Genomic DNA, 12,759 nt, shown 5'->3' on the forward strand with positions numbered 1-12,759 from the left:
GAACCCGCACTGCGCCACAAGCGCCTTATCGTTTGCGATGCTATCGCCGGTGGTGGTCAGGAAATTGCCCGTAAGCGCCGAGTTGATACCGCATCCAAGCGCCGTGCGCACGTGCTCGCCCAAATTCCGCCTGCCGCCTGCAAAGCGCAAGTACGCGCGCGGCAAGATGAAGCGGTAGATCGCGATCGATTTTAAAATTTCATCGTGCGCCAGCGGCGCGGCGTCTTGCAGCGGAGTGCCCTTGATCGGGGTCAGGATATTGATCGGCACGGAGCTAACGCCCAGCTCTCGCAGCTGCAGCGCCATATCGATGCGATCTTCCATGCCCTCGCCCAGCCCGAAAATCCCGCCGCTACATACGTCAAGTCCCACGGCGCGACAATTCTCGATAGTTTGGATGCGGTCGTCGTAGCTGTGCGTCGTGCAGATCTGCGGATAAAATTTTCGCGAAGTCTCGAGATTGTGATGATAGGTCTGCACGCCGCTTGCTTTAAGCAGCGCCAGCGCGGGCTTTGAAGCGATCCCCAGCGAGGCGCACAGATGCAGCCGCGTTTCGCTTCGCAGCCTCTCATAGATCGCGCAGTATGCCTTCAGATCGGAGCTTTTTTGAGAAATTCCGCGCCCGCTGGCGACGAGCGAGAAGCGGTGCGTCTGCTCGGCTTCGTTCGCAAGCGCGGCGCTTAGCACCTGCCGCTCGCTCAAAATTCCGTAAATCTCGCAGCCCGTGTTAAAATGCGCCGACTGCGCGCAGTATTTGCAGTCCTCGCTACAGCGCCCCGATTTTACGTTTATGATCGTGCAGAGATTAAATTTATCGCCGCAAAAAGCACGCCTGATCTCATCCGCCGCCGCAAAAAGCGCGCCCAAATCCTCGCATCGCGCCAGCTCTAGCGCCTGCTGCTTTGCAATCTCGCAGCCCGCCGTCACGCGATCTTTCAGCTCGGAAATATAAAATTTGTCTATCAATACTTAGCCTTTTTGAAAAAAATGCGTAATTATACAACGCTAAATTTAAAGCAAAGCTCGCACGCGAAATTTGGCGTAGGAATTTTGCGCTAAAAATTTACGCGGAATTTTACGCCCTTGCTCGCCGATTTTGTGCCGAAGCTTTTACGGACGGCTCGTCTGTGCGCTTGCGGCGGCACAAATTAAAATCGCTTAAAAGTCGCGATACGGTAAAATTTTACGCGTATTAAAAATAATAGCGAGCCGCTACCTGCGACATCTGCGTGCGATTTATCGTTTTGAAATTTTATTTTGGCTAAAATTGCTACTTTAAATTTAAAGGCAAAAAATGAAATACGACGTTATCGTTGTGGGCGGCGGACACGCGGGTATCGAGGCAAGCTTAGCCGCCGCAAAAATGGGCGCAAAGACGCTGCTAATTACGATCTTGGCCGAGCAGATCGGCGCTGCGAGCTGTAACCCCGCAATAGGCGGCCTTGCAAAGGGGCATCTGGTAAAGGAGATCGACGCGCTGGGCGGTCAGATGGGGCTTGCGGCGGATGCATGCGGGCTGCAGTTTAGAATTTTAAACGAGAGCAAGGGCCCCGCCGTGCGCGGCTCGCGTGCTCAGATCGATATGGATGAATACCGCATCTACATGCGAAATTTGCTGCTAAACACGCAGGGGCTGGACGTAAGTCAGGAGATCGCGAGCGAAATTTTAACCTGCGAGCAGGATGGCGTTCCGAGCGTTTGCGGCATTAAGAGCCATCTTGGCAACGTTTATGAGACCGAGCATCTGATAATCACCGCCGGCACCTTTTTAAACGGGCTAATTCACGTGGGCGAGAACAAGCTGCAAGCGGGGCGCGTGGGCGAGCTAGCGAGCGTCGAGCTAGCCGAATCGCTGCGAAGTCTGGGGCTGCAAATGGGGCGGCTAAAGACGGGCACCTGCCCGAGGATCGATGCTAAGACGATCGATTTTAGCGTGCTTGAGCGCCAAGACGGCGACGCAGATCCGCGCCCTTTCAGCTTTCGCAGCAAAAATTTTGCGCCGAAGCAGCTTGCTTGCTTCATCGCTTATACGAACGAACGAACGCACGAGATCATCCGCAAAAATTTCGCCCGCGCGCCGATGTTTACGGGGCAAATTTCAAGCACCGGCCCGCGCTACTGCCCGAGCATCGAGACTAAAATTTATGAATTTCCAAATCGCGACCGCCACCACGTCTTCGTCGAGCCGCAGACGCGCGAGGCTACGGAGTATTACGTAAACGGGCTTTCTACGAGCCTTCCTTACGACGTGCAGATTGCATTTTTGCGCACGATCAAAGGTTTTGAAAATGCTAAAATCGTCCGCCCGGGCTATGCGATCGAGTACGATTTTATCGATCCTACCGAGCTTAAACACAGCCTCGAGACCAAAAAGATCCGCGGGCTGTTTTTGGCAGGCCAGATCAACGGCACCACCGGCTACGAGGAGGCCGCGGCGCAGGGGCTAATGGCGGGCATCAACGCCGTGCTTGATTTGCGCGGGCGGCAGCCTTTGATCTTGCGTAGAGATGAGGCGTATATCGGCGTTTTGATCGACGATCTGGTTACCAAGGGCACGAACGAGCCTTACCGAATGTTTACTTCGCGTGCGGAATTTCGCCTGCTGCTGCGCGAGGGCAACGCCGTGCTGCGTCTAAGCGAATACGGCCGCGAGATCGGGCTTTTAGACGAGGCGAGTTACGAGCGGGCGAGGAAATTTAAGCACGACGCGCAGAGCGGAATGGAATTTTTGCTAAAAACGCAGATTACCCCTTCGAAACAGACGCTTAGCCTGCTGCAAAGTATCGGAGCGGAGCCCATTTCGCAAAGCTGCAGCTTGCAAAAAATTGTAGCCAAAAGCGGCTTTTCAAAGGCGGGTCTGCTAGCTCTGGCGCCGCATTTTGAGGGCTTTAGCGATGAGGTTTTGGATGAAATTTTAACGCAGTGCAAGTATCATTTCTACATCGCGATGCAGCGCGCCGAGGTCGAGAGGATGAAGGGGCTGCTTGGCGTCTCGATCCCGCCGCAGATCGATTTTAGCAAGATCGGAGGGCTTAGCAACGAGATCGTGCAGAAGCTAAATCGCTTCGCGCCGCCGACGCTTTTTGCCGCGAGCGAGATCAGCGGCGTAACGCCCGCCGCGATCGATATTTTGCACATTTACATCAAGCAAAATTTTGGCGATAAGCTTGGGATAAAGCGAGAATAGAATGCTAAAGTATAAAAGGCTTAATAAAGTAATTTTAAAATTTATAGTGAAAAATCTGGACGATATTTTAAAATATGTTTCAGTTTGAACTAAAACTATGTTTTGATAATTACGCCAATAGTAAATTTAGATTCATTGTCAAGAATTGCTCAAAAAATACTTTTTTTACATACGGTATGTCGCCGAAATTCTTTTTTATTCACTTCCTGGTTCAAAATTATTTCTCGAACAGCATAAATTAAAGGACGCGGCCGACAACAACATTCAAGAATTAGGTTTTAGTATTGACACCTCAGGAATAAACAACATATTCATATTAAAAGACGTTATACGAGAAGAAGAAATACCTACTATTTTTGAAGAAATAGTCGAACGATATATAGACGGCATTAAATATCTAAATTGTTTTAAATTTGAGCTACTAAACTACAGATATAAAAGAAAGATCCATTGCTTTTTGCTAAAATTGATAAGAGAAAATCCGCTTAACTTATCTTGAGCTATTTATATTTACAGAGGAGATAAATCCGCCCCGAGCGAGGCGGATTAAAGATTATTTTTCGCTAGGCGGATACATCTTCCAGCTGCTATCTACTTTCCAGTCTATCGGGTGGCAAGACATACAAGTATTTAGCTTTTGCGGATGATGCACTGCGTGACATGATTGGCACTGAAGCATTTCATTGTCTCTATTATGGACACCATTATGCGGGTTAGACAAACCATAGTGCGCAGTCTTTTTCCTGATATCGTCTATCTTATGACAGCTGGTGCACTGCTCGTTTGTAAATCCTCTTTGTTTTGTTGGCATCTCAAAATCGCCCATCGCATACATCCTGACCTCGTTTAGTTGCTCACCTATGGTTGGGACGTGGCAGTCATGGCATGTTACATTTGCGTCGTTATGCTTTTTAGCTAGCATATTTCCCTTTGTAAAAGAGTCATACTCTGGCTGCATGTTGTGACACATGATACAAAATTCAGCTTTGTGGCTAGCTGCTTGTACCTGATGAAACGCTATAAAACCTATGACGGCAGCTATTATTAGCCCTATTATCGTATATTTTCTTCTCTTGCTCATGCTTTTACTCCTTTTGCGTTCGCCGCCGCTTGATAGCCTGCTAAGCGTCCGTAGCATAGACATGTTCCGTGGCTAGTTCCGGCTAAAACTACCGGATAATCGCCCAAAAAGCGTCCGCCCATGACGTTACCGCAGGCATAAAGTCCAGAAATTTCGTTATAGTTAGTATCTAGCACATTTGCAGTGCTTGGCTCAACGGTAAAGCCACCCATTACGACCAGGCTCGCACCTACTCCCATTTTGCCGGCATAAAACGGCGCGTGACGTACTGGAAACATCCTCTTTGCGGTCTTACCAAAGTCATCATCGTAACCTTTGTCGCATAGCTCGTTGTAGCGTTTTATAGTTGCTAAAAACTGCGTTTGTGCCTTTTGATTATTAGGGTATAGCATACCGGCAAGTTCTTCTATGCTGTTTGCTTTAAATACATCAGGCATCTCTTCAATATCTTTTACCGATATATACGATGTTTTGCCTATCGCCCACTGGCAGTCAGATGGAAGCTTTGGATTATCTTCTACACAGTGGTTTACACTGCCGTGTGATACGCCCATGAGGCCGACTTGCTCTGGAAATTTAGAGTCAAATACCTGCCAGCCAAAGCCTCCTGGTTGGCGAGAGAGCGGCTGAGTGACTTGCTGACCGCTTAGATCTTCATTTGTAAAGCGCTCTCCCTTTGCATTTGTTAGTAAAAACGCATCAACGCCAAGCGGTCCGCCAAGCGTGTGAGCGACTGGTGCGTGCGGTCCGTCTTCTAGCTTTGCGCCTATCCATGAGCCAAGCTTATGCCCGTCTCCCGTGTTTGTCGGATTGTTTTTGTAGTCTCTGTTTGGAAACGGACAGAAGAAATTTGCCACCCACGGCACAAATGTTTTTACCATCTCAGGATCATTCATATAGTCTCCCGTGGCTAAGATTACTGATTTGGCATTTATCTTGATATATGAGCCATCAGACATATTTTGCGCGATCGCTCCTTGCATTTTGCCAGTTGTTTTGTCGCGAAGTAGCTTTTGTGCGCGAGTTTTGAAGATATATTTTGCGCCTTGTTTTATAGACTTTTCATAAACTAGCTCCATCATCGGCTCTTGGCTAGGCAAAAATGTCATAACGGTTGGATAGCTTGGGCTATTTTCTTTGCTTGGATCGTATCCTGCCGGGAGCGGATAGTGCATAAGCATCAAATTTATCTTACTTCTATCAAGCTGCGTATCGGTCTCTTTCATAAAATGCACCGCAGGAGCAAGCTCTATCATCCAGTCAAAGTCCTCGCCGCTGTGCTCCGCCCAGTAGTTCCAAACGCGCTGATCGGCACGGTATCCCATCTGTTTTAAGTGCTCATTTATAGCCGCATTCTTATCATACGTGATGCCAAGCTCTCTTTGAAATTTATTGCCTAGAGTACCGTACTGACCGCTTCTAACTTGAAAGCGACCGGCTTTTTCTAGGACGATAACCCTTGCACCTTTTTCAGTTGCAGCGCGCGCAGCGTGGAGTCCCGAAACGCCGGCACCTATGATAAGTACATCGGTTTCAAGCGTCTCTTTGATATCTTTGTCTGAAATTTGCGGCTCAGCGCCCAGCCATTTTGGCACTTCAGGGGCTTTTGCAACTTCCTTTTTTGGATGGATGAGGTGATTGTTCGGGTTATCACAGCCTGTTAGCAGCGCAGATCCAGCCACAACCGAGCCAAGCGTGAGCGCTCCGCTACGTTTTAAAAACGAGCGGCGTGATAGTTCATTTTTTTCTACCATTTTATACTCCTTGTTTCAAGTTTTATTTTAATATGTCAAAGTCATAAGAGGCTCTTAGCCAAAGCTCTTCATCCGTCGTTTTGCCGTCAGAGCCACCGTTTGTATATTTTAGCTTTCTATCCATAGTTTCGTAGATAGCAGATAGCTTTAAGCCTTTTACTGCAGGAACTTTATAGCTAACTTGCACGTCCCAGCCCTCTACATCTATCCTAGTTCCTGGCGCTTGACCATGAAGGCCGCCTGAGCGAACGTTGCTGCCGTTATGCTGCTTGCCATACCAGTAGTCAGCGTCCACTCTAAGACCCTCGGCGCCTACGTTGCTAAAGTCGTAGCCTGCGCTAAATTTATGTAAATTCATACCAGCAAAATTCATAAATAAAAACGGACCGTAGATCGGAGTAGCCGTAAATGACCCAACGTCGTTACCTATACCTTGAAGCGCCATTTGGTTTTTGCTAACGGTTGAATATGCATATCTAAGATCAAAGCCGTAAGCGTTATAAAGCCCTATCATGCCTGCGTAGTAGTTGCCGTTAAAGTCGAAATTCTCTTTTAAAGTACCGTTTGTTCTTGAGCCTTTATACATAAAGTCTATTCCAACTACCGCGTTTTCAAAAAGCGTAGGCGTTTTGTAGCCAGTAGCTGCGAAGTAGAAATTTATATCGCTTTTTGAATTGGCCGCGTCATCGTATTCAAGACCAGATACGTTTGCATAACCGGCCGTGAGCGAGACGCCGGGAAGGCCGCTATATGTCACAAATGAGTTAAAGATATTGTCAAATTTATAGCCGTAAGGCCCAAAGCCGCCGATAACAACTCTGTCTTTAAATCTTGGCGCACCATGATCGCCGCCCGTTACCGCGCTTGATCTACCTGCAAATTTCCAAAAGTCAGCTAGGCCGATAACGGTATTTATACTATCAAGCTTTATCCTAGCGCTCACGCCCTCAAATGCCTCTTTGTAGCCCACGTCCGTGTTTGTTGCCACAAGTGGCGGCACTAGGCCTGTGTATTTTGAGTTGTAGTACTGGCGACCTAGTTTAAAGTCGATATAGTCATTTTCATATCCTAAGTAGGCCTCTGAAAGTGCTACACCTTCGCTATTCCAGTCATAGGCAAAATACTCTTTTGCAGCCTTTGACGGACCGAAATTTACTAAGCCCTGAGCCGTAAGACCAAGCTTAAAGCCATAGTAAGAGCCAGTTAAAAACCTAAGCTCAGCACCTAGGCCGCCGATGTGCTCACGAATTTTATTTGTTCTGCTAGCTGGCGGGAAGTACTCTGTCGAGTCCATATCGTAGTATGAAAATACTGTCGCACCCATAGTGCTTGTTTGTAAAGCCTCCGCCAAGCTATCGCTAGCGCTAGCGCTGGACGCCATAGCCATAAACGCAGCCAAACTAAGAGCAAATTTACTCTTGCCGATCGTCAAAAAACATGTTTTCACTATAACCTCCTTTAAATTTTTACACCATCATCTTTGGATTTATGAGCGAAATTATAACATGTAGGCCTATCAAAAACGGTAAGATTTTGGTAACATTAACTAAAAAATATTTTTTAGTTTTAAATTTTAAATTTGATATAATCACTACTATGATAGAAATTTTACTTATAGAAGATGATCTTGATCTGGCCGAGCTTTTAAAATATGCATTGCTAAAAAGCGAGATTGGCGTAACCATAGTCACAAATCCGGTTGAAGGACTTAAAATTCTAGACGCAAAAAATGCTTTTGACGCATTGGTGCTTGATCTTGGCTTGCCCGACATGGACGGCCTTGAAGTGTGCAAGCACGTAAGACACAGCTATCCATCGCTACCTATCATTATCTCATCGGCTCGCAGCGAAACGCTAGATAAGATAAAGGGCTTTGAGCTTGGGGCGGACGACTACATGGCAAAGCCCTATGAGCCAATAGAGCTTGCATTTAGGCTAAGGGCGATACTTCGCCGAGGGATACAAGCTGGCAATGACTTCAAAACCTTTTGCGTAGATAAACAAAGACGCACTATATTAAAAAATGGAGAAGCCATAGCGCTTACAAAGGCGGAATTTGATATCTTTATCTACCTTTATGAAAAAGAGGGGATAGTTGTATCAAGAGAGGATATTTTGTTAAATTTAGGTCAGGCTAAATTTCAAAGTGGGCTAAAAAGTATCGACGTAGCCATAGGGCGCTTGCGCCAAAAGATAGGAGACGACCCTAAAAATCCACACTTCATCCACCCCGTGCGCGGTATAGGGTATAAATTTATCAATGCGTAATATATCCATAATCAAACTAATATCTTTTTTCTTTTTTGCTGCGTTAGTTATAGTAAATTTAGCATTTTTCATCGAATCAAAAAGGCAAATAAGAGATGCGGAGTATTTTGCCTACCAGCGCTTTATGCTAGGCATGCGCATACGCGGACAAGAAGACGGCAATATAACCAAGCAGCTAGCGCAAATCGGACTTAAAAATAGTGATCTCGATCCAAATGAGATCAGGCAAAATGGTGAGAAAATTTTTAGCGATTCGTATGCCGATATGATAAGGTATAACAAAAAGTTTTATTTTGTCCCTAGATTTTCTTCTATTGATCCTAAAATGTTTTCGCGCATTATGGATGCGGCAGGGCTTAATATATCAAGCGAAAATGACATTGCGAAAAACGATCTGCCTTTAGAAAATTTAGAAGAAATTTCTTCGCATAACATTTGGATACTTTGGCTTATAGTAAATATCGTAATGGCCGCATTTTTCATAGTCGTCTTAAAAAAATTGCTGAGACTCAGAAATTTAAAAAATATGATAAGAAGGGCGGGAGAAGAAGACAAATTTAGACTGATAAAAGTAGAGGCAAATGATGAAATAGGCCAAATCGCTAGCGAATTTAATACGACGATGCAAAAAATAGATGCGATAAAAGAGGCTAGAGCGCTATTTTTACGTAACATCTTGCACGAATTTCGCAACCCGATAATGAAGGGGCGAATCATGGCAGATATGCTAGCCGAAATCTTACAAGACGATAAATTTAAAAGTAGATTAAAACAAATTTTTATAAGGCTAGAAATGATACTTGGCGAGGTTGTCAAGGTCGAAAAACTAGTATCTAATCAATGGGAGCTTAAGAAAAATAAGCATCGAGTTATAGACATCGTCGATCACTCGGTAGATATGCTTTTATTAAAAGACACGAGCCGCATAGAAGTGCGAGCGGATGCGGAAATAAGTGCGGTTGAGGTTGATTTTGAGCTTTATGCAACCGGAGTTAAAAATTTAATCGATAACGCCTTAAAATACTCTAGCGGCAAAGTCCTTGTAAATATAGATAAAAACACCGTCTGTATAAGCAGCACAGGAGATGAGCTTGAACCGGAAAGACTCGATTTTGAAAGAGCTTTTAACAGAAAGGTAGAGACGTCAAATTCAGGACTTGGCCTTGGGCTTTATATCGCAAACCAAATTTTTATAAAACACGGCCACACCTTAAAATACAAGTACGAAGACGGTAAAAATATTTTTCTAATATGTTTCATAAACACTTGATCTAAAAATAACTTGTTTATTAATACTTATAAATTATTTTAAGCTCGTTATTTGCGCTGATTAATTCATTTATAAAGCCTAACAAATCTGTTATTAATAGTTATAATGACATCCCTGTGATATCTGCTATATTTTTTTGGTTTACGATAATTCCGAGATTTTTTAGATATTTAGTCACTCCGCAGAAGCCACAATAAGGTAGCTGAAGAAGAATTCACACACGCACGCTAAAATTTAACGGCTCTTTCGTCGTGCAGAAAAGATAAAATTTTAGTAGAGTACGGCATGAGGGCGTCTGAATTTGAACGTGATCGTTTTGGTTGATGCGCGGCGTTAAATTTTATACTGCTTGTTAAGACTGTGGCGATGAGTAATTTTAAAATTTTGATTTTGGCGTGGGTAAAATTTAACGACAGCGCGTTCTGTCGTCGAGGTATGATGTATGGGTATCTGGCGGTATATCGACGTAGTGGAGATTGGCAAGTGTTGCATATAAACGAAGCGAATTAAAATAAGAATGCGGATGAAATTAGCGCCGCGTGATACATATAAATAGCAGCATGCCCCGTAAACGATGTGATTCGCGATAAAATTTTGCGTAAATTAAGGCGAAATTTAGCCGACGAAATGAGAACGGATTTAAAATTTAACCGTTTTTTCAAGCGAATTTTGCCACAATTGCGCTCAAATTTCGTTGGGGCAAAATGATGAAAAAATATACCAAACAAATCCTCGCGATGCTCGCGCTAAACGCGATCTACAGCGGCTCGGGGATCTTGATTTTAAGCTTTATCAATAAATATCTACTTGACGGCGCCGAAAGAGGCGGGCGCATCATCGCGCTATTTTTCGCACTCTTGGCGCTATTTCTGCTGCTTTCGGTGCTAAGCCGTATCATGCTTTGCAAGATGGAAAATGACTTTGTATTCGATCTGCGCACCAAGATCATCAAGCAGATCATCGATACGAAGTTCGAGCGCATCGAGGCTGCGTCGAAGGCGAACCTGCTTGCGTCCCTTTCCAGCGATATTTCGCGCCTGACCGAGGGCTTTATGCGCATATCCGAGCTCATTCAAGGCGCGATGATCGTGCTATTTTGCGGCATCTATGTGCTATACATCGCGCCTATGATGTTTGCGTTTTTATTCGTCTGGATCGGCGCGCTGATGATTTTCAACCGCTTTTTGATGAAAAAAGTCATGCAAAATTACGATTTGTACCGCCAAAACGAGGACGTTTTGTATAAAAACTACGCCGCGGCAATCGAGGGGCACAAGGAGCTGTCGCTAAGCCTAGCCAAAGCGAAGAGCCTATATGAAAACGACTTTTTGCCCAATGCGCAAAATTTACGCCAAAGCTCGCTGCGAGCCGAGGTTTACGGCGCGTTTGCGAGTAATTTTATGAACGTGATGATGCTTGGCGCGGTGGGCTTTGTGCTTTATTTTGGGCTTAGCGGCGGCAAAGCGGAGCTTGCAAACGCCGTAACGATCGCGCTTACGGTGCTTTTTTTGCGTGCGCCTTTGATGATGCTCATATTCTCGCTTCCTAGCGTGCTGCGCGCCAAGATCGCCTACGCAAAGATCAATGAGTTAGGCTTAGACCCGTTCGTGCAGGGCTTTGAGCTTGCGCAAATGCAGCCGTGGCGCAGCCTGGAGCTTAAAGACGTGGGCTTTTCGTATCCAGACGGGAAATTCGGTATAAAAGGGGTAAACTTGCAGCTAAATGCAGGCGAGACGGTATTTTTAATAGGCGAAAACGGCAGCGGAAAATCGACGCTTTTTATGATTTTAGCGGGCCTTTATACGCCGCAAGCAGGCGAAATTTTAGCCGACGGCGCAGCCCTTAAACCCTCTGATCTGCGCGCCTACAGCAATAACATAAGCGCGGTTTTCAGCGATTTTTATCTCTTCGACTACGCTACGGGCGATGCGGACATCGCGCGCGAGTGGCTAGCGCTTACGCACCTGCAGGATAAGGTTGAGCTAAAGGGGGCTAAATTTAGCACCACGAGCCTATCTAGCGGGCAGCGCAAGCGTTTGGCGCTCGTAAGCGTGCTGATGGACGGGCGAAAATTTTTGATGCTCGATGAGTTTGCGGCCGATCTCGATCCGCAGTTTCGCGCGGAGTTTTACGAGCGGATTTTGCCCGAGCTGAAATCGCGCGGATACACGATATTTGCGATCTCGCACGATGATAAATACTTCGGCGCCGCAGATAAAATTTATAAGATGCAAAGAGGCGAAATTTCGCGCATAAAGTAAAGCGGCGAAATTTTAAAATTCTGCGCAAAATTTCGCGATGGAATTTGACATCTAGATGAAATTTCGCCTTAGAATTTCGCTGCAAAATTCTACGATTGAAATTTAAGTGGCAAGGCGAAATTCGCTTAAAATTTTACAGCGCAAATTCCGCTTCAAGCCCCTATGCTAAAGTTTGCAGTAGATAGAATTTTGCCTCTTTGGCGCAAATTGCAAAAATTTAACCGAAATTTACTAAATTTTGATTATACTGCACCCACAATTTAAAAAGAAAGGATAGGAATGAAAAAAGTTCTTATTGCATGTGCTGCGGTTGCGGCGTTTAGTTCGAGTGTATTCGCCGCTGACGGCGCTACATTGTATAAAAAATGCGTGGCCTGTCATGGAGCTAACGCCGAGAAGCCTTATCTTGGCGGCAAAGTACCTGCGCTAAACACCTTAAGTAAGGAAGAGATCATAGCTAGCCTAAAGGGCTACAAAGACGGCAGCTTGGGCGACGGCAAGGGAAAATTCGGCATGATGGGCGTTATGAAGGGTCAAGTCGCTTCACTTAACGACGAATCGATCGAAGCGCTAGCCGATTTCATCGTCTCTAAAAAATAATTTCAAACTTCATTTGGCGGGCTTTGCGCTCGCCGAACTTCGCTTAATTTAAAATTTCAAAATTCTACGCTAATATCACGTAAAAATTCCAAAGGCTCATAATGTTTAACGGACTGATCAGAGAGATCGCGCAGGTTGCGAGCTTTAGCAGCGATTCGCTGCGACTGCGCGCGAGATACCGACCTGCGCTCGGCGATAGCGTCGCGGTAAACGGCGCGTGCCTGAGCGTGACGCGGCTTTTTGCGGACGGATTTGCGGTGCAGCTTTCTAGCGAAACGGCGAGCGTCATCGCCGTGCAAAACCTGCACGGCTCGGTGCATATCGAGCCTGCGATGCGG

The 12,759-nt window shown here is 45.8% G+C and carries 9 protein-coding genes and 1 pseudogene; 6 read left to right on the plus strand and 4 right to left on the minus strand.

All coding sequences use genetic code 11. From position 1 onward, the window contains the following. Window positions 1–966 (minus strand): biotin synthase BioB (bioB, locus tag Q0140_RS04485; protein ID WP_297962298.1); only part of this gene is annotated, 966 nt, incomplete at its 3' end. A gap of 328 nt (window positions 967–1,294) precedes the next feature. Between bioB and mnmG the strand changes: the two genes are divergently transcribed. Next, entirely contained in the window at window positions 1,295–3,187 is a 1,893-nt protein-coding gene (gene mnmG / locus Q0140_RS04490) for a tRNA uridine-5-carboxymethylaminomethyl(34) synthesis enzyme MnmG (protein WP_297962300.1), read from the plus strand. Between the two features lie 553 nt (window positions 3,188–3,740). Here the strand turns inward: mnmG and Q0140_RS04495 are convergent. Genes Q0140_RS04495 through Q0140_RS04505 form a run of 3 tightly spaced genes read right to left on the minus strand, consistent with a single transcriptional unit; the run spans window position 3,741 to window position 7,469 of the window. Next, on the minus strand, window positions 3,741–4,268 hold the full coding sequence (locus Q0140_RS04495) for a cytochrome c3 family protein (RefSeq protein WP_297962302.1): 528 nt from the start codon (window positions 4,266–4,268) through the stop codon (window positions 3,741–3,743). Then, the gene (locus Q0140_RS04500) at window positions 4,265–6,022 is read right to left on the minus strand and encodes an FAD-dependent oxidoreductase (RefSeq protein WP_297962304.1); all 1,758 of its coding nucleotides are present in this window, start codon (window positions 6,020–6,022) and stop codon (window positions 4,265–4,267) included. Before Q0140_RS04500 ends, Q0140_RS04495 begins: the two co-directional genes overlap by 4 nt. 22 nt (window positions 6,023–6,044) lie before the next feature. After that, the gene (locus Q0140_RS04505; protein ID WP_297962306.1) at window positions 6,045–7,469 is read right to left on the minus strand and encodes a metalloid reductase RarA; all 1,425 of its coding nucleotides are present in this window, start codon (window positions 7,467–7,469) and stop codon (window positions 6,045–6,047) included. 149 nt (window positions 7,470–7,618) lie between these two features. Here Q0140_RS04505 and Q0140_RS04510 point away from each other — a divergent pair, with 149 nt between their 5' ends. The 5 genes and pseudogenes from Q0140_RS04510 to Q0140_RS04530 all read left to right on the plus strand — a co-directional run. Further along, window positions 7,619–8,290: a response regulator transcription factor gene (locus Q0140_RS04510; RefSeq protein ID WP_366112838.1), complete on the plus strand. Its 672-nt coding sequence runs from the start codon at window positions 7,619–7,621 to the stop codon at window positions 8,288–8,290. Then, window positions 8,283–9,560 carry an ArsS family sensor histidine kinase gene (locus Q0140_RS04515; RefSeq protein WP_297962310.1) on the plus strand — a complete coding sequence of 426 codons (1,278 nt, stop codon included), beginning with the start codon at window positions 8,283–8,285 and terminating at the stop codon, window positions 9,558–9,560. Before Q0140_RS04510 ends, Q0140_RS04515 begins: the two co-directional genes overlap by 8 nt. Window positions 9,561–10,267: 707 nt before the next feature. Further along, window positions 10,268–11,821: a cyclic peptide export ABC transporter gene (locus Q0140_RS04520; RefSeq protein WP_297962312.1), complete on the plus strand. Its 1,554-nt coding sequence runs from the start codon at window positions 10,268–10,270 to the stop codon at window positions 11,819–11,821. Between the two features lie 279 nt (window positions 11,822–12,100). Next, window positions 12,101–12,421 (plus strand): c-type cytochrome, encoded by a 321-nt coding sequence (locus Q0140_RS04525; RefSeq protein ID WP_297962313.1) that lies wholly within the window; start codon window positions 12,101–12,103, stop codon window positions 12,419–12,421. A gap of 101 nt (window positions 12,422–12,522) precedes the next feature. Next, window positions 12,523–12,759 (plus strand): annotated as a pseudogene (locus Q0140_RS04530) (riboflavin synthase); the annotation flags it as partial.

This window comes from uncultured Campylobacter sp. (genome assembly GCF_938045405.1).
Classification (GTDB): domain Bacteria; phylum Campylobacterota; class Campylobacteria; order Campylobacterales; family Campylobacteraceae; genus Campylobacter_B.

What these genes read in the sequence shown, in the direction of transcription:
- Q0140_RS04510 (WP_366112838.1), top strand. Translation starts at nt 7,619, where the DNA reads ATGATAGAAATTTTACTTATAGAAGATGATCTTGATCTGGCCGAGCTT.
- Q0140_RS04495 (WP_297962302.1), bottom strand. Translation starts at nt 4,268, where the DNA reads ATGAGCAAGAGAAGAAAATATACGATAATAGGGCTAATAATAGCTGCC.
- Q0140_RS04515 (WP_297962310.1), top strand. Translation starts at nt 8,283, where the DNA reads ATGCGTAATATATCCATAATCAAACTAATATCTTTTTTCTTTTTTGCT.
- mnmG (WP_297962300.1), top strand. Translation starts at nt 1,295, where the DNA reads ATGAAATACGACGTTATCGTTGTGGGCGGCGGACACGCGGGTATCGAG.
- Q0140_RS04500 (WP_297962304.1), bottom strand. Translation starts at nt 6,022, where the DNA reads ATGGTAGAAAAAAATGAACTATCACGCCGCTCGTTTTTAAAACGTAGC.
- Q0140_RS04525 (WP_297962313.1), top strand. Translation starts at nt 12,101, where the DNA reads ATGAAAAAAGTTCTTATTGCATGTGCTGCGGTTGCGGCGTTTAGTTCG.
- Q0140_RS04520 (WP_297962312.1), top strand. Translation starts at nt 10,268, where the DNA reads ATGAAAAAATATACCAAACAAATCCTCGCGATGCTCGCGCTAAACGCG.